The 23234-nt window shown below is 66.9% G+C and carries 19 protein-coding genes; 12 read left to right on the forward strand and 7 right to left on the reverse strand.

Translation table 11 applies throughout. The annotated features are described in order from the left end of the window. The first annotated feature begins 16 nt into the window (after window positions 1-16). From ACVOLJ_RS12260 to ACVOLJ_RS12270, 3 genes are all read left to right on the forward strand, one after another. Window positions 17-3430, forward strand: a complete 3414-nt coding sequence (locus tag ACVOLJ_RS12260) for an autotransporter domain-containing protein (protein ID WP_481564234.1) — start codon at window positions 17-19, stop codon at window positions 3428-3430. Window positions 3431-3556: 126 nt separating this feature from the next. Then, window positions 3557-4333, forward strand: coding sequence for an AMP nucleosidase (locus ACVOLJ_RS12265; protein ID WP_475278252.1), 777 nt, complete (start codon window positions 3557-3559; stop codon window positions 4331-4333). Window positions 4334-4376: 43 nt separating this feature from the next. Then, a complete protein-coding gene (locus ACVOLJ_RS12270) occupies window positions 4377-4916 on the forward strand; it encodes a DUF924 family protein (protein ID WP_475278251.1) in 540 nt (179 codons plus the stop codon). 74 nt (window positions 4917-4990) lie between these two features. Here the strand turns inward: ACVOLJ_RS12270 and grxD are convergent, their stop codons facing one another. Continuing rightward, complete coding sequence (grxD, locus tag ACVOLJ_RS12275) at window positions 4991-5917, reverse strand: Grx4 family monothiol glutaredoxin (protein WP_475278250.1); 927 nt, start codon at window positions 5915-5917, stop codon at window positions 4991-4993. A gap of 59 nt (window positions 5918-5976) precedes the next feature. Here grxD and ACVOLJ_RS12280 point away from each other — a divergent pair, with 59 nt between their 5' ends. Continuing rightward, on the forward strand, window positions 5977-6756 hold the full coding sequence (locus tag ACVOLJ_RS12280; protein WP_475278249.1) for a polysaccharide deacetylase family protein: 780 nt from the start codon (window positions 5977-5979) through the stop codon (window positions 6754-6756). Window positions 6757-6890: 134 nt separating this feature from the next. On the opposite strand, the gene ACVOLJ_RS12285 is transcribed toward ACVOLJ_RS12280, so the two are convergent. From ACVOLJ_RS12285 to ACVOLJ_RS12295, 3 genes are read right to left on the reverse strand one after another with little or no spacing between them, the layout of a single operon-like run. Continuing rightward, window positions 6891-7619: a class I SAM-dependent methyltransferase gene (locus tag ACVOLJ_RS12285; protein WP_481564235.1), complete on the reverse strand. Its 729-nt coding sequence runs from the start codon at window positions 7617-7619 to the stop codon at window positions 6891-6893. Window positions 7620-7623: 4 nt separating this feature from the next. After that, window positions 7624-8241 carry an SGNH/GDSL hydrolase family protein gene (locus tag ACVOLJ_RS12290; protein WP_481564236.1) on the reverse strand — a complete coding sequence of 206 codons (618 nt, stop codon included), beginning with the start codon at window positions 8239-8241 and terminating at the stop codon, window positions 7624-7626. Window positions 8242-8244: 3 nt separating this feature from the next. After that, window positions 8245-9519, reverse strand: coding sequence for a pyridoxal phosphate-dependent aminotransferase (locus tag ACVOLJ_RS12295; RefSeq protein ID WP_475278246.1), 1275 nt, complete (start codon window positions 9517-9519; stop codon window positions 8245-8247). A 114-nt stretch (window positions 9520-9633) separates the two neighbouring features. Between ACVOLJ_RS12295 and rsgA the strand changes: the two genes are divergently transcribed. The 3 genes from rsgA to ACVOLJ_RS12310 all read left to right on the forward strand — a co-directional run bounded on the left by rsgA (window position 9634) and on the right by ACVOLJ_RS12310 (window position 14782). After that, window positions 9634-10743 carry a ribosome small subunit-dependent GTPase A gene (rsgA, locus tag ACVOLJ_RS12300; protein WP_475278245.1) on the forward strand — a complete coding sequence of 370 codons (1110 nt, stop codon included), beginning with the start codon at window positions 9634-9636 and terminating at the stop codon, window positions 10741-10743. Window positions 10744-10882: 139 nt separating this feature from the next. Beyond that, on the forward strand, window positions 10883-12136 hold the full coding sequence (locus tag ACVOLJ_RS12305; protein WP_475278244.1) for a flavohemoglobin expression-modulating QEGLA motif protein: 1254 nt from the start codon (window positions 10883-10885) through the stop codon (window positions 12134-12136). A gap of 348 nt (window positions 12137-12484) precedes the next feature. Further along, a complete protein-coding gene (locus ACVOLJ_RS12310) occupies window positions 12485-14782 on the forward strand; it encodes a TonB-dependent receptor (RefSeq protein WP_481564237.1) in 2298 nt (765 codons plus the stop codon). Between the two features lie 164 nt (window positions 14783-14946). On the opposite strand, the gene phbB is transcribed toward ACVOLJ_RS12310, so the two are convergent. From phbB to ACVOLJ_RS12325, 3 genes are read right to left on the reverse strand one after another with little or no spacing between them, the layout of a single operon-like run. Next, on the reverse strand, window positions 14947-15687 hold the full coding sequence (gene phbB / locus ACVOLJ_RS12315; protein ID WP_475278242.1) for an acetoacetyl-CoA reductase: 741 nt from the start codon (window positions 15685-15687) through the stop codon (window positions 14947-14949). Between the two features lie 25 nt (window positions 15688-15712). Then, entirely contained in the window at window positions 15713-17041 is a 1329-nt protein-coding gene (locus tag ACVOLJ_RS12320; protein ID WP_475278689.1) for a CitMHS family transporter, read from the reverse strand. Between the two features lie 54 nt (window positions 17042-17095). Next, the gene (locus tag ACVOLJ_RS12325; RefSeq protein ID WP_475278688.1) at window positions 17096-18229 is read right to left on the reverse strand and encodes an OprO/OprP family phosphate-selective porin; all 1134 of its coding nucleotides are present in this window, start codon (window positions 18227-18229) and stop codon (window positions 17096-17098) included. Window positions 18230-18477: 248 nt separating this feature from the next. Between ACVOLJ_RS12325 and ACVOLJ_RS12330 the strand changes: the two genes are divergently transcribed. From ACVOLJ_RS12330 to ACVOLJ_RS12350, 5 genes are all read left to right on the forward strand, one after another. Continuing rightward, window positions 18478-19167, forward strand: coding sequence for a response regulator (locus ACVOLJ_RS12330; RefSeq protein WP_481564238.1), 690 nt, complete (start codon window positions 18478-18480; stop codon window positions 19165-19167). Then, entirely contained in the window at window positions 19154-20548 is a 1395-nt protein-coding gene (locus ACVOLJ_RS12335; protein ID WP_475278240.1) for a sensor histidine kinase N-terminal domain-containing protein, read from the forward strand. The genes ACVOLJ_RS12330 and ACVOLJ_RS12335 overlap by 14 nt, the downstream gene beginning before the upstream one ends. Next, a complete protein-coding gene (locus ACVOLJ_RS12340) occupies window positions 20545-21600 on the forward strand; it encodes an ABC transporter substrate-binding protein (RefSeq protein ID WP_481564239.1) in 1056 nt (351 codons plus the stop codon). Before ACVOLJ_RS12335 ends, ACVOLJ_RS12340 begins: the two co-directional genes overlap by 4 nt. 65 nt (window positions 21601-21665) lie before the next feature. Then, a complete protein-coding gene (locus ACVOLJ_RS12345; protein ID WP_481564240.1) occupies window positions 21666-22358 on the forward strand; it encodes a hypothetical protein in 693 nt (230 codons plus the stop codon). Continuing rightward, window positions 22327-22977: a response regulator gene (locus ACVOLJ_RS12350; protein ID WP_481564241.1), complete on the forward strand. Its 651-nt coding sequence runs from the start codon at window positions 22327-22329 to the stop codon at window positions 22975-22977. The genes ACVOLJ_RS12345 and ACVOLJ_RS12350 overlap by 32 nt, the downstream gene beginning before the upstream one ends. Window positions 22978-23234: the final 257 nt, after the last annotated feature.

A 23234-nucleotide genomic window follows, 5' to 3' on the forward strand; every position in this document is an offset into this window, starting at 1 on the left:
AAGGACGTAATCCCCGATGACTGTTGCAACGTCGTATCGCTCCACCGCTTCCCGCCGCCCGTTCCTGCCTTCCCCGCTCGCATCGGCCATCGTTGGCTCGCTGCTGATGGCCGCCGCACTGCCGGCATTGGCCCAGGGCAACACCGAAGAGCTCTCCCGCTACCAGTTCCAGCGCAGCCTGCAGGCCGCCTACGGCGCACCTTCGCAGTCGGTCTTCGCCGCTTCGCCGTCGCTGACCCTGGCCGTTGCCGCAGTGGAGAGCGATCCCGAACCGATCATGGGCAAGGCCGGTGATGCCGCCAGCTGGCGCACCACTGAATTCAATCGCGATTGGGGCCTGCAGGCCATCAATGCTGACGCGGCCTATGCGCGCGGCCTGACCGGCACCGGTATCCGCCTGGGCGTGTTCGACAGCGGCTCGGGCCTGGACCATGACGAGTTCGCCGGCAAGGATCACCGCAGCCTGCGTATCGCCGATCTGCTGCTCGACGGCAGCCGCTGCACCAACACCACGCTGATCGACGGTCCCGATGCCTGCTTCGCCAGCGACGGCGATGACGTGTCGATCGATTACGTCACCTATGACGCCAGCGTTCCGCAGGCGATCCGCGACATCATCGAGTCCGATCCGCGCTACGTCCAGGCAGGCATCGCCTTCCAGACCCATGGCACCCACGTGGCCGGCACCATTGCGGCCAACCGCGACGGCAACGGCACCCATGGCGTGGCCTTCGGCGCGGACCTGACCGCGGCCAAGCTGTTCTTCAACAGCGCCCAGATGTGGACGGACGTGGGCGGCGGCGACTACCGCGTCGTCACCGTGGGCGGCGTGGGCCCGGACGGCAGTGCGTTCGAGAGCATGTACGCGCAGATGAACGCCCAGGACGTGCGCGCGGTCAACCACAGCTGGGGGCTGACCAACGAGCCCACCGATCTGGCCACCCAGGACCAGCTGTATGCCGCCAACGCCGAGTACCTGGACATCTTCGCCGAGGGCTCGCGCAGCAAGGGCATGATCCAGGTGTGGGCCGCGGGCAACAACAACGCCAACGCAGCCACGCCGGAAGTCGCGCCGATCGCCGGCATCTACGCCACGCTGCCGCGCCTGTTCGCTGATATCGAGCAGAACTGGCTGAGCGTGGTCAACGTGCGCCAGGACAGCGCCGCCGGGTACACGCTGGACGTCACTTCCAACCGTTGCGGCTACAGCGCCAACTGGTGCCTGGCCGCCCCGGGCACCGCCATCCTGTCCACGGTCTACGGTGCCGATTCGGCGCTGGATGCACAGCTGCTCCAGGATTCGCAGGGCAACGTCCTTCTCGACGTGCTCGAGCGCGTGCCGACCTACAGCTACGATCTGATGACCGGCACCTCCATGGCCGCACCGCACGTTACCGGTGGACTCGGCCTGCTGTTCGAACGCTTCCCGTACCTGGACAACGCGCAGGTGCGCGACGTGCTGCTGACCACCGCCACCGACCTGGGTGCGGCCGGCGTGGACGACGTCTACGGTTGGGGCCTGATGAACCTGGCCAAGGCCATCGAAGGCTACGGTTCGCTGCGTGTGGATACCCACGTGGTGATGAACCAGAAGGCCGGTGGCCTGAAGGTCTGGGAAGGCGACGCATGGGATGACTGGACCAACGATATCGGTGGCCCGGGCAAGCTGACCAAGAGCGGTGCCGGCTGGCTGCGCCTGAGCGGCGACAACAGCTTCAACGGCGCTGTGGTGCGCGAAGGCGTGCTGGAGCTGGACGGCGTCAATGCACTGGCCAGCGCGGTGGACGTGGCCGGCGGCAGCTTCCTGCTGAACGGCACGCTGAAGAACACTGCACTGAACACCCACGGCGGCATCAGCCGGGTCAACGTCAGTGGCGTGCTCGACGGTTCCAACCTGACCATCAATGGCGGCGTGCTGTCCTTCAACGGCGTGCAGACCGGCGGCACCACCTTCGTCGGCCAGAAGGGCACGCTGAAGGGCGTCGGCCAGCTGGGCGATACCACCGTGGCCGGCACCATCGCCCCGGGCAATTCCATCGGCACCCTCACCATCAACGGTGACTACGTGCAGACCGCCACCGGCGTGTACCAGGCCGAAGTGGCACCGGGCAGCCGCAGCGACCAGCTGCATGTCACCGGCACCGCCACCCTCGACGGCACCCTGGTGGCCCTGCCGGAACCGGGCATCTACTACCTGGGCGAGCAGTTCAACTTCATCCGCGCCGATGGCGGGGTGAACGGGCAGTTCGCCACGACCGACTTCAGCGCGTTCTCGCCCTTCATGCAGTTCAGCCTGGCCTACGGCGCCAGCGGCGCGCGCATCGAAGTGACCCGTGGCAACGCGCTGGTCAGCTCGGCCACCACCGAAAACCAGCGGGCGGTCGCTACCGTGGCCGATACCCTGGCGATCAACCAGGGCCTGCCCAAGCCGCTGACCACGCTGTTCCCGCAGCAGGTTGGTGCTGCGCTGGACAGCCTGAGTGGCGAACTGCATGCGGCCACCTCGGTCGCGCTGGTCGAAGGCAGCCGCTACGTCCGTGACGCCGCCCTGTCGCGCCGTGTCGGTGCGGTTGCTCCGGGCGGTGACGAAGCCGCCGCAACCGGCGTCTGGGTGCAGGCGATCGGCGGCAACGGCAGGCTGGATGGCAACGCCAACACTGCGCGTACCGAAGCCAACAGCAACGGCTTGCTGGTGGGCGTGGACCGCCAGTTTGGTGGGTGGCAGGTCGGCCTGCTGGCCGGCACCGGCCGCACCGACATCAAGCAGCAGGACGGTCGTCGCGCGAAGTCGAAGATCGACAACACCCACTTCGGCGCCTATGCCAGCCACAACTGGGGCGGTTTCGGCCTGCGTGGCGGCCTGGCCTGGAGCGAGCATGACATCGACAGCACCCGTGAGCTGGCATTTGCCGGCTACAGCGATACGCTGAGCGCGCGCTACGATGGCCGTACCCGCCAGGCCTTCATCGAGGCGGCCTACCGCTTCGGCGGCCGTGAAGCGGGCCTGGAGCCGTACCTGCAGGTGGCGCGTGTCGAGGTGGACCTGAAGTCGATCAACGAGCGCGGTGGTGCCGCGGCCCTGCAGGGCAACGTCGAGGACACCCGCACCACGCTGGCAACGGCCGGCGTGCGCTTCGACAAGGGCCTGAAGGCCTCGTTCCAGCAGGACAGCTGGCTGCACGTGCGCGGTGGTGTGGGTTACCGCCATGCCTCGGGCGACCGCAGCCCGGTGGCCAAGCTGGGCTTTGCCAGTGGCGGCGACGCGTTCGCGGTAAGCGGCGCGCCGATCGCCGACAGCGCCGTGGTGGCCGAGCTGGGCCTGTCGGCCTGGCTGACCGCCAGCCAGCAGCTGGAACTGGGCTACACCGGCCAGTTCGGCGACGAAAGCCGCGACCATGGTGCCAACCTGCGTTGGTCGGTGCGCTTCTAAGCCATCCGGTTCCCCGGGGAACCCCAGGAGGGCGGCCGCAGGGCCGCCCTTCTTCGTTGCGGCCTGCCGCTGGTGCCGGGCGGGCGCGCGACTACAATGGCGGCCCCACGCCGCAGCGGAGCGCCCATGAAGAGCAAGCAGGACATCGTCGACAACTGGCTGCCGCGCTATACCGGCGTGCCCCTGGACCAGTTTGGTGAGCACATCCTGCTGACCAATTTCGGGGGCTACCTGCATACGTTCTCCGCGCTGACCGGTGCGCCGGTCATCGGCCTGGACCGACCGATGGCCAGTGCCACCATCGACGGCATCACCATGATCAACTTCGGCATGGGCAGCCCCAACGCCGCGATCATCATGGACCTGCTGTCGGCGGTGATGCCCAAGGCCGTACTGTTCCTGGGCAAGTGCGGGGGCCTGAAGCGCAAGAACGAGCTGGGCGACCTGGTGCTGCCGATCGCGGCCATCCGCGGCGAGGGCACCTCGGGTGACTATCTGCCGCCGGAAGTGCCGGCATTGCCGGCTTTCGCCCTGCAGCGGGCGGTATCGACCATGATCCGCGACCGCGGACACGACTACTGGACCGGCACCGTCTACACCACCAACCGCCGGGTCTGGGAGCACGACGAGGCCTTCAAGGAGCGGCTGCGGGCGATGCGCTGCATGGCCATCGACATGGAAACGGCCACGATCTTCGCTGCTGGCTTTGCCAACCACATTCCCAGTGGCGCCCTGCTGCTGGTTTCAGACCAGCCGATGATCCCCGACGGGGTCAAGACCGAGGCCTCCGATGCCAAGGTCAGCTCGCAGTTCGTGGAAAACCATATCCAGATCGGTATCGAGGCGCTTAAGCTTATCCGGCGCAACGGCAAGTCGGTCCGCCACCTGCGCTTCGACGAATGATGATGATGGCCTGGCGCAGAGCGCCGGCCCTGGGGAGTAGGTGATGGACGTTGCCGCGCAAGTGGTGGAATTCTGGAAAGAGGCGGGCCCTGAAAAGTGGTTCGCCCGCGATGACGCGTTCGATGCGCGGTTCCGTGCGTTGTTCGCCGACGAGCACCATGCCGCCGCATCGCGCGCGCGCGAGCACTGGCTGGGCAGCGCCGAGGGCGCGCTGGCGCTGATGCTGCTGCTGGACCAGTTCCCGCGCAACTGCTTCCGTGGTACCGCCCATTCCTACGCCACCGATGGCCTGGCCCGGCACTACGCCATGCGTGCCATCGAAGAAGGCCTGGACCTGCAGCTGGTGCCCAAGCTGCGCGCCTTCATCTACCTGCCGTTCGAGCACTCCGAAGATCCGCTGGACCAGGACCGCTCGGTGGCGATGTTCGACGTGCTGGGTGACAAGGAATACCTGCAGTACGCCGAGCTGCACCGCGACATCATCCGCCGCTTCGGCCGCTTCCCGCACCGCAATGCCGTGCTCGGCCGCATCCCATCGCCGGAAGAGCTGGATTACCTGTCCGAAGGCGGGTTTGCGGGGTAGATCCACGCCATGCGTGGATGCAAAAAAAACGCCGGCGTTCGCCGGCGTTTTTCGTAGGTTTCAACCGCAGCCGATCAGTACTTCGGCACGCCGTTGTCCACCTCGTTCGACCAGGCGTCGATGCCGCCGGTGACGTTGAACACCTTGGCAAAGCCCAGCGCACGGAACTGCTCGGCAGCCTGCGCGCTGCGGCCACCGTGGTGGCACAGGAAGGCCAGGGCGGTGTCCTTGGGCAGGGCTTCCAGCTCGGTGCGGCCGTTGCCGTCGAAGGTCTTGAACGGCACGCCGACTGCGGCGATGGCACGCTCCTCGGCCGGGCGCACGTCCACCAGCATCACGTTGCCGGCGCGCACCAGATCGTCGGCGTCGCGCACGCTGATCTCCTGCACCGGCTTGGGCGCGTTCGGGTTGTCGATGGCCAGGCCCTTGCCGCGGATGTCATCCACCCAGTCGATGGTGATGCCATCGGCACGACGCGCGCTGGCCAGGTCGAACTGCACGCGCAGGCCGTTGGACTCGGCCGCGATCGCGCCTTCGTCGTGCGGGGCCAGCTGGAAGTTCGGCTGGAAGCGGGCGTCGATGCCCAGCTGCAGCGAGGCGCCGGGGGAATCGGCCAGTGCGCCCTTCAGCATTTCCACCGCTGCCGGGGTGACGGTGATGCGCGGCGGCGTGCGGTCCGGCGCGGCCAGGCCCAGCACGCTGCTCAGCTCACCGCTGGCGGCCATCTGCAGCAGGATGTCGCTGCCTCCCAGCAGTTCGCCGTCGATGTAGAGCTGCGGGATGGTCGGCCAGTCGCCATAGACCTTGATGCCTTCACGGATTTCCTGGTCGGCCAGCACGTTGACGTGGGCGAACTCCACGCCCAGGTCCTGCAGGGCGCCCACGGCCTTGGCCGAGAAACCGCACTGCGGCATCGACGGCTGGCCCTTCATGAACAGCACGACGCGGTTGTCGTTGAGGATGGTTTCGATGCGCGAACGCAGGGCGGGATCGAGGGACATGGCAGTCGTGGGTCCGTAAATTCGAATCATCAATTCTACCCCTCATGGCATCATGGGGCATGACCAACGCAGGAACATTGCATCGCATCCCGACCCGGCCGTGGCGCTGGCTGCCCTGGCTGGTGGCGTCGCAGCTGGTGGTGATCCTGGTCTGGGCGCTGGCCGGCTGGCCGTGGGGCCTGGCGCTGATGGTGGCAAGCCACGCGTTGTTCATGGTGCCGGTGTTCCTGCCCAACAGCCGTTTCTACGCGCCGGTGCTGAACCGGCTGCCCGAGGCGGGCGACAGCGTCTGGCTGACCATCGACGACGGCCCCAGCGCGGAAACCCCGGCGGTGCTGGATCTGCTGGACCGGCACCAGGCGCGGGCGACCTTTTTCCTGGTGGGCGAGCGCGCGTTGGCGCATCCGGCCCTGGTGGCGGAGATCCTCCGTCGCGGTCACGACCTCGGCAACCACAGCCACAGCCACCCGCAGGCGCGCTTCTGGCGGCTGGGGCCCGGCACGATGGCCGCCGAGATCGAGGGTTGCCAGAACGCCCTGCAGACGGTGAGCGGCCGACCGGTGCGCTGGTACCGCTCGGTGGTGGGCATGACCAACCCGTTCGTGGCCCCGGTATTGAAGAAGCTGGGCCTGGTACGCGTGGGCTGGAGCGCCCGTGGCTACGACGGTATCGGCTGCACCCCGCAGGGCGTGCTGGCCCGGCTGCTGCCGGACCTGCGCCCCGGCGCGATCGTACTGCTGCATGAAGGCGCCGCGCATGGGCACAACCTGGCCATCATCGAACGCGTGCTGCAGGTGCTGGACGAGCGCGGCCTGAAGGCCCAGCTGCCGGCAGGCTGACACGTTTGCGGTAGCGCCGGGGCGTGAGCCGCATGGATGCGGCGACCGAGCTTACATGGACGTACTTGCAGCGCCCCCTGTGCAGTCCACCCATCCGGCCATCACGATCATCCCGGCCGCCCGCCACGAGGGGCTCAGCCGTTGGCCGGCAATGCCCGTTCGGCCACCAGCAACCAGCTGTTGAACGGCGTACGCCCATGCAGTGGTCGCAGTGCGCCGACCCGCAGCCCCGCCTCGGCCAGCGTCGCCTGCAACACCTGCGGGTCCGGGTAATGCCGCGGCCGCGTGCCCATCCAGCCGACCAGCCAGGCCAGCCGGTCCGCGACCCGCGTGGTGCGGTCGCGCCGGTCGCCGGTGGCCAGTGGCGTGCGCAGCAGCAGGCGGGCACCCGGGGCGACCCGTTCGCTCACGGCGCGCAGCAACTGCAACTGTGGTGCCTCGTCCAGGTACTGCAGCACATCCAGCAGCAGCACATGGCCGCGCTGTACGGGCAACGGCGCCTGCACGTCCAGGCAGTCAAAACGCGCGTCCACCAGGCCACGGCCTGCCTGTTGCGCACGCGTGATCTTGTTGCCGTCCACATCCACTCCCAGATACGCCTGGGAGCGGCCACGCTGGCGCATGACATGCGCGAACAGGCCCAGCCCGCAGCCCAGGTCGAGCACCGGCTGGCCGTCATCGGGAAGCTGCTGCAGCACGCCGTCATACAACGGGTCGCTGCCGAGCTTGCCGCGCGTGTAGTAGTAATCGCGGCGGCTGCCCCAGGCCTGCATCGGCCGGAAGGCCTCGGCAATCAAGCGCGCCTGCCCGCCATCCAGCGGCGAACAGGGCAAAGGCGTGCCGTTCCGTGGCGTGCCATCCATCGTGTCAGTCCGTCCCGCCCAGCAGCCGGGCAACCACCGGCAGCGCCCGCGCGCTCCACAGCGCATACATCGACGCCGAAGGATGCAGGCCGTCCGCGGCGATCATCGTCGGGTCGGTGCCGTGATCGCGGCTGATATCGGTGATGTCGACGAAGGCGACACCGCGCTGGGTGCTGATCACTTCGGCGGCGGCGTTGAATTCGTCCGTTTCCAGTTCCACACCGGCCAGGTCGCGGCCACTGCCGGTGCCGTAGGGGGTCACGCCCCAATCGGGGAACGACAGCACCACCACCCGCTGCGCATTGCCGCCGGCAAACCCGATCGCGCGCTGCAGCAGGGCCTGGAACTGCACCTGGTACTCCTCCAGCGGGCGTCCACGGTACTGGTTGTTGACGCCGATCAGCAGGCTGACCAGATCGAACGGCCCCTGCGGTGCGGCTGCATCAATGCCGGCGTCGAGCTCATCGGTGGTCCAGCCGGTGGTGGCGATCGTGTGTGGATCGGCCAGGTCGATGCCCTGCGCACGCAGCGCCGTGGCGAGCTGGTGCGGCCAACGACCTTCGACGGCGACCGCTTCACCGATGGTGTAGGAGTCGCCGAGTGCCAAATACGACAAGCCCATTGATCAGGCCACCGAACGGCGCGGCTTCAACGGCACGACCTTGGTTGCATCTTCGGCACGGCGCGCCAGTGCGCGGTCGATGCGGGCGAACACATCGCGCATCACCGATGCTTCCGGCAGCAGGGTCACGCGGAAATGATGGCGGTAGGGCACGTTGAAGCTGGAGCCCGGCACCACCAGCACACCTTCGTCGTTCATCAGGTCCAGCGCGAAATTGTGATCGTCAAACGCCTTGGCCGCGGCGCCGATCACCGCCGGGAATGCGTACAGGGCACCGGCCGGGGCAACCAGCGACAGGTGCTCGCTGGCCTCGCAGGCCTCGATCACCGCGCGACGGGTTTCATACAGGCGGCCACCCGGCGCGCACAGCCCGGAAATCGTGTCCGGACCGTTCACCGCTGCATCGATGGCGTACTGGCCGGGCACATTGGCGCACAGGCGCAGTGCACCCAGCAGGTCCAGCGCGGCGCGGAAGTCACCCAGGCGCGCGTCGTCGCCGCTCAGGTGGGCCCAGCCCACGCGCCAGCCGCAGGCGCGGTGCACCTTGCTCAGGCCGCTGAAGGTCAGGCACGGGTGGTCGCCGGCCAGCGGTGCCACCGGCTGGAACACCGCATCGTCGTACAGGATCTGGTCGTAGATCTCGTCCACCAGCAGCAACAGGTTGTGGCGGCGGGCGATCTCCACCACGCGCTCCAGCAGTTCGCGCGGATAGCTGGCGCCGCTGGGGTTGTTCGGGTTGATCAGCACGATGGCGCGGGTGCGCGAGGACACCAGTGTCTCGATCTCGCTCGGGTCCGGCTGGAAGCCGTTCTCCGGTGCGCAGCGGTAGTACACCGGACGGCCGTCGTTGAGGATGGTCGAGGCCGACCACAGCGGGTAGTCCGGCGACGGCACCAGCACTTCGTCGCCCGGGTTGAGCAGGGCGCGCAGCGACAGGTCGATCAACTCGCTGACGCCGTTGCCGACGAACACGCGGTCCGGGTGTGCATCGGGCGCACCGCGACGGGCGTAGGCCGCGGCGATGGCCTCACGCGCCTCCGGCAGGCCCTGCTGGTGGGTATAGGGATCGGTGCGGCCCATGTCATCGGCGATCGCGCGCTGCAGGTGTTCCGGCGCACGGAAGCCGAACGCGCCGGGATTGCCGATGTTGAGCTTGATCAGCTTGCGGCCCTGCGCCTCCAGCTCCCGGGCTCGCCGTGCCAGTTCTCCGCGGATTTCGTAGCGCACTTCGGAAAGGCGTTCGCGGATGACCAGGGGCTTGGGCGAGGGGGTGGACATGGGCAGTGGGCCGGCAAAAGGCATGGAGGTTCCATGGTAGCTGAATTGCTGCAATGCATGGCAAGGCCCCAGAGCCTGCGGTTGTTGGGCTGCCGGGGCACTGGCGCAGGTACAATGGCGGCGATGACCCAGACCCCCGATTTCACCGCCCTGCAGACCATCGGCTGGCCCTGGCCGGGCCCGCCGCAGCAGGCTGACTGGCAGGCCGCGATGGCCACCCACCCGCAGGCCCGACCGGCACGGGTGATCGAGCAGCATCGCACTCACTATGTCGTTGCCGATGGCCCGGAGGCTTCGATCAAGGCCGAATCGCTGCCGGAGTGGCAGCGCCCGCGCTTCCCCAGCCACGAACGCCCGGCGGTGGGTGACTGGGTGCTGCTGGACGGCATCCGCATCGTCGCCCTGCTGCCACGGCGCACAGCGATCAAGCGTGGTGCGGCCGGCGAGCATTACCACCAGCAGGTGATCGCTGCCAACATCGATACCGTCTTCATCGTCTGCGGGCTGGATGCGGACTTCAACCCGCGCCGCATCGAACGCTACCTGCTGCTGGTAGGCGGTGGTGGCGCCGAACCGGTGGTGGTGCTGACCAAGGCCGACCAGACCGAATACAGCGAAGATGCGCTGGCGGTGCTGGAAGAACTGGAAATGCAGGGGATCGCCCTGCACGCGATCAATGGCCTGGATGCCGACAGCGTCGCGGTGCTGGAGCCGTGGCTGGGCCCTGGCCGCACGGTGGTGCTGGTCGGCTCTTCCGGTGCCGGCAAGTCGACGTTGACCAACACGCTGCTGGGCGAGCAGCGCATGAAGACCAATACGGTGCGCGCCAACGACTCGCGTGGCCGTCATACCACCACCCACCGCGCGCTGATGCCGCTGCCGATGGGCGCGTGCCTTATCGACACCCCCGGCATGCGCGAACTGAAGCCGACCGGCGAAGAGACGCTGGCTGAAGGTGGTTTCGCCGATATCGAAGCGCTGGCGGCGCAGTGCCGCTTCAACGACTGCATGCACCAGCAGGAACCGGGCTGTGCGGTACGCGCGGCGATCGACGCCGGTGAGATTGAAGAAAGCCGGCTGCTGAACTACTTCAAGCTGAAGGAAGAAGTGGCCGCAGCCGCCGCAAAGCTGGCCGTGCGCCAGGCCGAGACCGCGCAGGAGCGCGGCGGCAGGAAGGGCAAGGGCCAGCAGTTCCGCCCGGCAGGCAAGCCGCGCCGGCGGTAGGGTGGCATTGAATCGGTAGTTGCCTGCGCCTGGCAGGTGCCAACCTTGGTTGGCACGGAGGTGTCCGAAGCCCGCCGCCGGCGGATGCCAACCAAGGTTGGCACCTACCAACGCGCGGGCAGGGCGCTATAGTCCGGCCATGGAACCGACCGCGACGCTGGACCGTGACGTGGCCCACCATGCAGCGCTCGATGCGCGCCTGGTCGAGGCCGTAGGAGGCATCCGCCTGCTGGGCCTGACCAGTTGGCCCGCCGCGTTGCAGGCGCCTTTCCTGGACAGCGTCGCCCGTGGCCAACCGCGGCTGCCGGTGGTGGAGTATCCAAAGCTGGATTTCAGCGGGGAACGCCGCGCATTGGCTGCCCTGGCTGCCGAGAGCGATGCAAGCCATCCACTGGGTCATTACCTGCAGCAGTCCGCGCAGAGCTGGGACGTGGCCGCACAGCTGCTGGAAGGCCTGGGGACGGCGGCAGTGGATGCGTGTTCGGTGCAGCTGTTCGGGTCCCCCGAACAGCCCTTGCCGGGCAACGGGCCCAGCACCCGCGAGGCCGCGCGGCATTTCATCCAGATCGCCGCCGAGCTTGACCACGAACTGCTGGCGCCCGAGGAGCAGGTGCCGGTTTCGGCGATCGCCCTGCAGCTGCAGCTGCAGAACGACCTGGACAGCTTCTTTGAATCGCGCATCATCCAGGTGCAGTTGGACCCTGAGCTGGTATCGAAGGCGGCCGCTGGGCCGACCCGCATCCGCCTGCGCACCAGCGCGCGCTTCAGCGCCTACGACCGCGCGCAGCTGTTCCACCATGAAGCGCTTGTGCATTCACTGACCGCTCTGAACGGCCGCGAGCAGCCGGTGCTGCCGAGCCTGGCGTTGTCCTCGCCACGGGTGACAGCCACGCAGGAAGGGTTGGCCACCTTCGCCGAGCAGATCACCGGCAGCATTGATATCGAGCGTCTGAAGCGGATCAGCCTGCGCACCGAGGCCATCGCGATGGCGCGCGAAGGCGCCGATTTCATCGAGGTGTTCCGCTACTTCTGCGACGCCGGGCAGAACCTGGAAGAGAGCTTTGCTTCGGCGCAGCGGGTGTTCCGTGGCGTGCCGCCCAGCGGCGGGCTGGCCTTTACCAAGGACACCGTCTACCTGCGCGGGCTGGTGTCGGTGCATACCTTCTTCCGCCACATGCTGGCAGAAGACCGGCTGCAGGTCTGCCGCTGGCTGTTCGCCGGCAAGATGAGCCTGACCGACGCCATCGCGTTCGCGCCGTTGTTCGAAGCCGGAGTGTTGAAGCCGGCGCGCTGGCTGCCGCACTGGATGAGCCGGGCGAACGGCTTGGCAGGAATGCTGGCGTTCTCGCTGTTCGCCAACCGGATACGGATGGATCAGCTGGCACCGGAGTAAAGGCGTTGGCGGCCCCGCCAGCGCCTGTCTGCCATCGGTGGGGAGGAGGCGGGGCACCCTGGCCAGGATCTGACAGCAACATCCACGCATGGCGTGGATCTACCGTGTCGACCAAGGTCGACACCTGCCAAAGCAGAACGCGGTTCCGACAGATGGCGGCCACCCCACCATCCCACGGACTGCACGCTTTCGCCGTTGCCGTTGCCGTTGCTGACGCCTCGGCGGGTGCAGGGCGCAGCCCTGCCGACACCCTGCGCCACAACCGTAAACAAGGTTTCATGTTGCGTTCGCATAGTGGCGACACGCCGTGCCGAGTCGCGGTGACCACCCACCATGCAACGGACCACCATGCAGACCCGATACCTGACGATCGCCGTGGCGATCGCGCTTTCCGCCGCCGCCAGCGCACATGCCGCCTCCGCCGCCGACACCGGTGCCAGCGCCGACGCTGCGCTCAGTGCACAGACGCTGGATACCGTCTCGGTCATCGGCCAGGGTGAGACCCGCCAGGTGCAGCGCATCACCACCGTGGACAAGCAGGTGCTGCCGCCGGGCACCAGCGGCCAGAAGATCCTCGACCGCCTGCCCGGCGTATCGGTGCAGTCCAATGATGCCTTCGGCGCCAACGAAGAATCGCAGACCATCAGCCTGCGTGGTTTCGACAAGAGCCGCCTGGGTTACACGCTGGATGGCATTCCGCTGGGTGACAACAGCTACGGCAACTACAACGGCCTGAGCATCGCCCGCGCACTGATCGCCGAAAACCTGGCCGGCGCCGAACTGTCGCAGGGCATCGGCTCGCTGGGCGTGGCCTCCACCAGCAACCTGGGTGGCACCATCCAGTACTTCTCGATGGACCCGTCCACCGAGTTCGGCGGCCGCGCGAGCATCACCGTTGGCGATGACAACCAGCGCCGCGGCTACCTGCGCGTGGACACCGGCGACATCAATGGTTTCTCGGCCTATGTGTCCGGCGTGCACCAGGACCAGGACATGTGGGCCGCGCCGTACCAGAACCAGACCACCCGCCAGTTCAACGCAAAGGCGGTGTGGAATGTGGGCGACAACCGCTTCGGTGCGTTCGTGGCTACGTCGCGCGCCAGCCAGGCCAACTACGCCTATCTTTCCAAGGACATGCTGGCACGCGGCCTGGGCTATGACTGGAACATCTATGCGCCGGACTGGGATCGCGCGGTTGCGGCCGCCTACTGCGCACCCGGCACGCTGGACCGCAGCAAGTGCCAGTTCAGCGGTGGCGTCAACAGCATCGATGATGCGTACTACCAGAGCCGCGCGCTGCGCGATGACAATCTGTACTCGCTGGATGCGGACATCCGCCTGGGCGAACAGGGGCGCCTGAAGCTGCTGGCCTATCACCATGACAACCGTGGCCAGGGCCACTGGTGGGCGCCGGGCCAGCCGTCGTACCCGGGCACCGACAAGATGCTGCCGATCTCCATCCGCAGCACCAACTACACCATCAACCGCGATGGCCTGACCGCTGCGCTGTCGTGGACAGTGGGCATCCACGAGCTGGAAGCGGGGCTGTGGTTCGAGCAGAACGACCACAACGTGTCGCGCAACTTCTACTACATCAGCGGCCCGTTCCTGGACGACCTGTACCTGAAGAACCCCGACCGCCTGCTGTTCAACCAGGACTTCGACATCCGCACGCGCCAGTTCTACGTGCAGGACCGCATGCGTTTCCTGGATCAGCGCCTGACCGTGGATGTGGGCATCAAGAGCCCCAATACCCGCATGCGCGCCACCGCGCATCCGGGTGTGGAAACCAGCATCGCCTCGGGCACCCTGACCGCCAAGGAATCGGTGCTGCCGCAGCTGGGCGTGGGCTTCAAGCTCAACGCCAACAACGAACTGTTTGCCTCGTATGCAGAGAACATCGCCGCCTTCGTCGGCGGTGGCAGCGGCGGCCCGCTGCAGGTAGCGCCCGAATCGTTTGCGGCCAGCGCCGGGCTGGAACCGGAGAAGTCCAAGAGCCTGGAAGCCGGCTTCCGTACCTTCGGTGAGAAGTACCAGGCCTCGATCGCGGCCTACAACGTGAAGTTCGACAACCGCCTGCTGTCGCTCAACCCGTGCTCGAGCATTGAAGTGGGCACCCGTCCGGAGTGCGTGACGCGCTTCATCAACGTCGGTTCGGTGAAGAGCCGCGGTGCGGAGCTGACCTTCATCCTCAAGCCGATCGACGGACTGCAGTGGTACAACGCGCTGTCCTGGAACAAGACCACCTACGAGGATGACTACACCTCCGGCGGTGCGATCGTGCCGGTGGCCGGCAAGATCACCGTGGATACCCCGCAGCGCATGGCATCGAGCGAAATCAGCTGGAACCGTGATGGCTTCTTCGCCAGCTTGCGCGCCAAGTACACCGGCAAGCGCTACTACACCTACACCAACGACCAGTCGGTGCCGGGCGTGACCACCTTCGATGCCGGTGCCGGCTATGACTTCGGACCGGGCATGGGCCTGCGCAACGTGCGGGTATCGTTGAACGCGACCAACCTGACCAACAAGCGCTATGCCGGTCAGTTGAGTTCGTTCGCACCGACCGACCCGAAGGGGACGCGCTACGCCATCCACGCCAGTGCGCCGCGCCAGGTGTTCATGACGGTGGCGGCGGAGTTCTGATCGGTTGATGCGCCCACGCATGGCGTGGATCTACTGAGGTGAGGATCCACGCATGGCGTGGATCTACTGAGGCAAGGATTCACGCATCGCGTGGATTTGCTGTAGGAGCGGGGCGTGGATCTACCGGGGGAGGAACGTAGATCCACGCCACGCGTGGATGGGCCTCAGCCCATGTACAAGCCACCGTTGACCGGGTAATCGGCACCGGTCACATACGAGGCCTCGTCCGAGGCCAGCCACGCGACCAGCCCGGCCACTTCATCAGGCCGTCCCAGGCGCCGCACCGGCACCGATGCGGCCAGGCGGTCCAGCACGTCCGGCGGGAAGCTGCTGATCGCCTGGCTGGCGATGTAGCCCGGCGACAGCGTGTTGACGGTGACCCCGCGCGACGCGACTTCAGCGGCCAGCGCACGGCTGAAACCGTGCATTGCCGCTTTGGCGGTGGCGTAGTTCACCTGGCCGATCTGGCCCTTGTGGGCGCTGACCGAGCCGATGTTGATGACCCGGCCCCAGCCACGCGTGGCCATGCCATCAACCACCTGCTTGGTCAGGTTGAACAGCGAGTTGAGGTTGGAGGCGATCACCGCGTTCCAGTCCTCCACCGTCATCTGCCGGAACAGCAGGTCGCGGCTGCCACCGGAATTGTTGACCAGCACATCCACCTCGCCGACCTCGGCACGGACCTTGGCAAAGGCGGCGGTGGTCGAGGCCCAATCGGTGGCGTTGCCTTCGGAGGCGACGAAGTCGAAGCCCTGTTCGCGCTGTTCGCGCAGCCAGTTGGCCTTGCGTGGCGAGTTCGGTGCGCAGCCGGCAACGACGGTGTGACCGGAACGGGCCAGGCTCTGGCAGATGGCAGTGCCGACACTGCCCATCCCGCTGGTGACGTAGGCGATGCGAAGAGTCATTGCAGAATGCTCCTTGGTAAGGGAATCAGGCCGCGAACGGGTAGAGCCCGAACAGCAGGCCGCCGATCATCAGCAACATCGAAATGGCGATCGCCCACTTCAGGGTGAACTTCTGGTGATCGGCAAATTCAACCTTGGCCAGTCCCACCAGCAGGTAGGTGGAGGGCACCAGCGGGCTGAGCAGGTGCACCGGTTGCCCGGCCAGCGACGCACGGGCCATTTCCACCGGGGTGATGCCGTAGTTGCCGGCAGCCTCGGACAGGATCGGCAGCACGCCGAAGTAGAAGGCATCGTTGGACATGAAGAAGGTGAACGGCATCGAGGCCACGGCGGTGATCACCGCCAGGTAGGGGCCCCAGCTGTCGGGGATGATCGCCAGGAAGCTGTGCGACATCGCTTCGACCATGCCGGTGTTGTTGAGGATGCCGGTGAAGATGCCGGCCGCGAAGATCAGCGCCACCACCGACAGCACGCTGCCGGCATGGCTGACCACGCGACGGCGCTGTTCGGCCAGGTTGGGGTAGTTGATCACCAGCGCGACCGCAAAGCCGATCATGAACAGCACCGGCATCGGCAGCACGCCGATGATCAGCGCGCTCATCAGGGCCACGGTCAGCGCCAGGTTCACCCACAGCAGGCGGGGGCGCTTGGTGTCTTCGGCATCTTCCACGGTCGGCAGCGTGTTGCCGTCGTCGGACACGCTGTTGTCCATCCAGCTGCCGCCGGTGGGCAGGGTCACCACACCCAGGCGGCGGCGTTCCTTCATGCCCAGGTACCAGGCCAGCAGCAGCACGCCGGCGCAGGCGATCACCATCGAGGGAATCAGCGGCACGAACACATCGGCCGGGTCCACATGCAGCGCGGTGGCCGCACGCGCGGTCGGGCCGCCCCACGGCGTCAGGTTCATCACGCCGCCGGCGAGAATGGTCACGCAGGTCATGTTCAACGCGTTCATGCCCAGCCGCTGGTACAGCGGCAACATCGCCGAGACGGTGATCATGTAGGTGGTCGAACCATCACCGTCGAGCGAGATCAGCATCGCCAGCACGGCGGTGCCGAGCACGATCTTCATCGGGTCGCCCTTGACGAAGCGCAGGATGATCCGCACCAGCGGATCGAACAGGCCTGCATCGATCATCACCCCGAAGTAGAGGATGGCGAACATCAGCATCACGCCGGTCGGCGCGATCTTCTTGATGCCCTCCAGCATCATTTCGTCGATGCCGGCGGCGAAGCCACCGATCAACGCGAAGATGATCGGGATGGTGATCAGGGCAACCAGTGGCGACAGCCGTTTGCTCATGATCAAGTACATGAACGTAATGACCATGCCAAAGCCGAGGATGCTCAGCATCATCTGCGGACTCCTTGAAGAATCAGGATGTGGGGGAGTGGAAGGGGCTGTTGCCTAGAAGTCGAACTGCAGGCGGCCGGTGACCGCGCGTGTGCGGTCCACCGTCACCCCGGCCAGGCGGTCACGGTTGCGGCTTTCGATCACGTTGAGCATGAAACGCAGGTTGTCGCGCAGGTACCAGTTGCCACCCAGCGTCCAGCCTTCGGTGCTGCCGCGGCGCAGATCGGGTGCGCCATCCAGGTGCTGGGCGCCCCACATCTGGTCATAGCGCAGCGCCACTTCGAAGGCGCCAGCCTTGTGGCGGATGTTCTTGACCCGGGCAAAGCGGCCGGTCTTGCGGTCATAGCTGCGGCTTTCGCCAGTGACGAACCAGCTGAGCATGCCGTAGGCGGCCATGACATCGCCGCGCTGGGCGCCATCGTCGAAGGTGGCACCGCTGAACTCGCCCTGCCACGACAGCGGGCCGCGCACCTGCGCGTACTCCAGCGACCACTTGTTGACGTCGGTATCGCGGCCGGCAGAGAAATCGACCAGGGTCAGCCGGCTCTCATCGGACAGGTGGCCGGCCGGGCGCGGGCGGATCTTCAGGCCCGGCGTGCCGTTGCCACCCGGGTTGTCGTACGCCTCGCGGGCCAGCGACAGGCCCAGGTGCAGCACATCGCCTTCGCTGGGGGCCGGTGCCCAGGTCACGCGGCCACCGGCGGCGCGGCCCTTCACCTGCCAGGCATCGATGCTTTCCAGGCTGTAGACGCTGGCTGCCCAGGTGAAATCACCGGGATTGGCCTGCCACGACGCGCCCAGCCGGTACAACGGCGCCAGCGTGGTGCCGGCGTTGCCGCGCTCCAGGAAGCTGCCGTAGTTGGAGCCGGTGCGGTCATCCAGCGAGAAATACTGCTTGAACTGGCCCACCGTCAGGCGACCGGCATCGCCGAAGCTGCGGCTGAGGTAGACATCCTTGGCTTCGACGCGGTCACCGGAGAAATCGGCTTCCAGCTTGTAGTCGACCACGAAGAACTTGCCCGATACGTCCAGCCATGCACGACGGATCTCGGTGTCATCCTTGTTCGGGGTGCCCCGGTTGTCGTTGTCGAAGGTGGCAAAGTCCAGATGCAGGCGGCCGCCGACAGTGGCGGTGACCGGTCGCTCGTCTTCGGCGAAGGCCGGCGCGGCCAGCGCAGCCAGGGCCATCACGGCGGCGGGACGCTGCCAGGCAAACTTGAATTCCACAAACCCTCCCAGGTGCACGCCAGGCGCGCGGCAATCGTGGGCACCGGATGGTGCGCGGCCGCAGTCTGTGTCGGCCAAGCTGTCATCGTCCTGTCAGCGGTTTGTGCAGCGCAGCGAAAATCGCTGCCGCTGCGCTCGCCGGGCATGGCCCGGCGGACGCCATCCCGCTCCACGCGGTAGCATTCGTTTCCCCTCCCACCCCCGTGCCCATGCGCCTGCTGCTGGTCGAAGACAACCCGGACCTGGCCGATGCGATCATCCGTCGCATGCGCCGCAGTGGGCACGCGGTGGACTGGCAGGCCGACGGCCTGGCCGCGGCCAGCGTGCTGCGCTATCAGAGCTTCGACCTGGTCGTGCTGGACATCGGCCTGCCCAAGCTGGACGGCCTGCGCGTGCTGGCCGGCATGCGCGAACGCGGCGACAGCACCCCGGTGCTGATGCTGACCGCGCGTGATGGCATCGAAGATCGCGTGCAGGCGCTGGACGTGGGCGCCGATGACTATCTGGGCAAACCCTTCGATTTCCGCGAGTTCGAAGCGCGCTGCCGGGTGCTGCTGCGACGTGCACGCGGGCAGGCCACCGAAGTGGTGCAGATCGGTGGCTTCCAGTTCGACAACGCCGCACACCGGGTGACCCTGGACGGCGAGCCGATCGAACTGCCCAACCGTGAGTACCGGCTGCTGGAGATCCTGGTCGGGCGTCTCGGCCAGGTGGTTGGCAAGGACGAAATCGGCAATGGCCTGTTCGGCTTCGATGACGAGGCCGGACCCAATGCCATTGAGCTGTACATAGGCCGATTGCGGAAGAAGCTGGCAGGCGCGCCGCTGCGGATCAGCACGGTGCGCGGCGTCGGCTACCTGCTGGAAGCCAGCCCGGACAGTGCCGATGGCGACAGCTGAGATTCCTGCCAATCCCGTGCCGGGTTCGTTGCGGCGCACCCTGCTGCTGTATCTCGGCGCGCTGCTGGCCGTGTTCGCGGTGGCGCTGCTGTTTGCCGCACGCGATTACGGCCAGCGTGCCGCCAACCGCTCCTACGATCACCTGCTGGTCTCCTCGGCGCTGTCCATCGCCGATTCGGTGGCGCTGGTGGATGGCCAGTGGCAGGTCGATCTGCCGTACGCGGCGCTGGACCTGCTGGCGATGGCGCCTGAGGACCGCGTGTTCTACCGCGTGGCCGACAGCCGCGGCGCGCTGATCACCGGCTACGCTGATCTGCCCGCATCGCCGCGCAGGCCCGGTGCCCAGCCGCAGTTGTTCGATGCGGCCTACAGCGGCGAAACCGTGCGCTTCGTGGTGGTCAGCCGCAGCTTCGCCGCCGCCTCCGCACAGGGCGAGGTGCAGGTCCAGGTTGGCCAGACCCGGCGTGCGCGTGAGGCGGTGGCGCAGGACCTGGTCAATCGCGCGTTGCTGGCCATCGGGGTGCTGTCGGGGCTGTTGCTGGCGCTGGTGGCCTTTGGCGTGCATCGTGCGTTCCGCCCGCTGGTACGGGTCGAGCGCGAACTGTCACGCCGCGAACCGTCCGACCTGAAACCGCTGGATGCGCGCGTGCCACGCGAGATGGACCAGATGGTGGCCGCGTTGAACCGTTTCATGGAGCGCCTGTCCAGCAGCAATGAAACCCTGCGCGCGTTCATGGCCGAGGCCGCGCACCAGATGCGTACGCCGTTGGCGGCGCTGCGCGCGCAGGCGCAGCTGGCATTGGATGATGACGATCCGCAGGACATGCGTCGCAGCCTGTTGGCCATCGAACGCAACGCCACCCATATGAGCCGGCTGCTCAACCAGCTGCTCAGCGATGCCAGCGTGATCCACCGTTCGCACCTGCAGCGTTTTGCCACCGTCGATCTTGCCGAAACCGTGCACCAGGCGCTGCACGAAGCCCTGCCACAGGCGGGCCCGGCGCCGCGCGTGCAGCTGGCGATGACCGCTGAGCCCGTGCGTGTGCACGGCGATGCGCTGCTGCTGCGCGAAGCGATCAAGAACCTGGTGGACAACGCACTGAAGTACGGCGGCGACGGTCCGCTGCAGATTGCCTTGGCGGTTGACGGTGGGCAGGCCGTCCTGACCATCGCCGACCATGGTCCGGGCATCGCCGCCGCCGATGCCGAGCGTGTGTTCGAGCGTTTCGCGCGCGGCGAAGGTGCGCCTTCCGGGGGGGCGGGTCTTGGCCTGGCCATCGTCAAGCGCGTGGTCGACAGTCACGGTGGCCGGATCGATCTCAGCAACCGCCCGCAGGGTGGCCTGGTTGCCACCATCCGCCTGCCGTGGAGCAGCCGATGATCCGCTTGCTTGTTGCCGGTCTTGCCCTGCTGCTGGCGTTGCCGGCGCTGGCCGCGCCCGGCGATGTCCGCCGCTTCCCTGCGCAGGGCACTGGCACGGCACAGCTGCGCATCCATGGCACCACCGATATCGAGGTGTTCGCCGAAGTCATCGCCGACTACCAGCGGCTGCATCCCGGCACTACGGTGGTGTACGAAGACATCATCACCCAGGACCTGTACGCGCGTTACCTGCATGACCGGGCCGGGCCTGCCTCGCCGGACCTGCTGATTTCCAGCGGCATGGACCTGCAGACCAAGCTGGTCAACGACGGCCATGCGCTGCCGCACCGCTCGGCGCAGACGGCGGCGCTGCCGGCCTGGGCGCAGTGGCGCGGTGAGGCCTTCGGCATCAGCTACGAGCCGGTGGTGATGGTCTACAACACCCGCCGGCTGCCCGCCGGGAAGGTGCCGAAAACACGCCGACAGCTGCTGGACCTGCTGCGCGCGGAAGACGCACCGCTGCGTGGCAAGGTCGGCACCTACGACATCGAACGCAGCAGTGTGGGTTACCTGCTGGCGACCCAGGATGCACAGCGCGGCAGTATCGCCGGTGCGCTGCTGGGCGCGTTGGGCGACAACGCCGTGGTGCGCGAAGAACGCACCGGGGTGCTGCTGGACCAGGTGGCCAGCGGCCAGCTGTCGCTGGTCTACAACGTGCTCGGCTCCTACGCACAGGCGCGCATCGATGCCGGTGCACCGCTGGCCATCGTCGAGCCGGAGGACTACACACTGGTGATGCTGCGCACGGCGGTGATCCCGCGCACCGGCCCGCACCCGCAGGAGGCACGCCGCTTCCTCGACTACCTGCTGTCGCCGCGCGGCCAGCAGGTGCTGTCGCGGCAGGCGCGGCTGATGCCGATCGTGACCGGCAATGCGCGCGGCGAGGATGCACCGGGGCGCAGCCGCCGCCCGATCCAGCTCGGCCCCGGCCTGCTGGTGTACCTGGACGCGCTCAAGCGCCGCCAGTTCCTCGATGCCTGGCGCAGCAGCGTGCAGCCGGCGGGGCGCTGATCGCAACTTCGGATTGCCCGGTGTCTGCCGATACTGCCTTCAGTACTGTTGATCGAGGGTGGTACATGGACGTCAAAGAAGTGGCTGCAATTGCAGGTCAGTTGGGCAGTGCTGCTGATGGAGTCATTCGCTGGTCCGCGCGTGACCGTCTGCGAAGGCTGGTTTTCATCACGCTGCTGGGGGCTGCATTTGCGCTGATGACATGGAGCACGTTTGCTTACCTGCTGCAGATGTCCGAGCAGGAAAGCAACCAGAGGTTGTCTTTCTATCTCAAGGCCATGAAGTGGCAGCAGTTCGATCACGCCATTGATGCAGTCGGCCAGTGCATCCATTCGCGCAAGGAAGCATCGGGTGATCGCGCGATCAACTGCGGGTTGGCGGACGTTGTTTATTCCAATCATCGGCATCTGCTCGTGGGAGATCGATACCAGACGGTGATGGAGAGCAAGGCCTACTCGGCCATGCTGCTCGACCTTCAGGACATGCGGCGCTCACATGAGACACGGATCGATCTGGATCGGCCGGCGGGCCCTTATTCGCAGATGCTGTTCTTCCTGGTGGGGCCGATTGGCTACGCCTGTTTCATTGCGCTGATTCTGCTGGCCTACGGCGTTGCACTGGGCCGGATGCTGCATTGGGAGGCCAGAGCCGAGTGGGCGCTGTTCAAGAAGAAGTCCACGGACGAGGAGGAGGACATGGTGGTCGGCGACATGCCAAACTTGCCCCATGAGCGAATACACCATCCTGATCGCCGATGACCACCCGCTGCTGCGTTCGGCAGTGGTGCAGTCGTTGCGGCAGAGCCTGCCGCTGGTGCAGGTGCGCGAGGTGGCCAGCGCCGATGCCCTGGCCGAGGCGCTGGATGTCCAGCCCGATGTGGATATGGTGCTGCTGGACCTGACGATGCCGGGCGCGCATGGATTCTCCGCGTTGCTGCATGTGCGCGGTTCGCACCCGGACATTCCGGTGGTGATCCTGTCCTCCAACGACCATCCGCGGGTAATCCGCCGCGCCCAGCAGTTCGGTGCCGCCGGTTTCATTCCGAAGTCGGCACCGGCCGAGACCATCGGCGAGGCGGTGCAGGCGGTGCTCGATGGCGGGCTGTGGTTCCCGGCGATGGCGGCCGAGCGATCCGAGGCCGATGCGCTGCTGGCCAGCCGTCTGGCACAACTGACGCCGCAGCAGTTCCGCGTGCTGCTGTGCCTGGCCGATGGCCTGCTCAACAAGCAGATCGCCTACACGCTGGGCTTGGCCGAAAACACGGTGAAGGTGCATGTCACCGCGATCCTGAAGAAGCTCGAATGTCACAGCCGCACGCAGGCGGCGGTACTGGTGAAGGCACTGGAACCGGAAGGCGACGCGGGCATCGGGTTGTAGATTCCAGCCAACGGCGCAGCCCCTCGTGGGTGGGTTCGGGTTGGTCGCTGAAAGCAGAAGCCGCGAGTGGGGCGGTCGGGTTGGGCTCGCGGGGGACGCCGTGAATCCGTCCCTGGAGGCTTGGCCGCCGCATCCATGCGGCGGACTGATCTGGCTCCCCGTAGGCAGACGCCAAGAAGCGATACTTTGATCGCACTTGGAGGTCCCTTATGTCCCGTATCACCCGCCGTAGCTACACCGATGAGTTCAAGCACCAG

The sequence above is a fragment of the Stenotrophomonas sp. STEN046 genome (genome assembly GCF_056759755.1).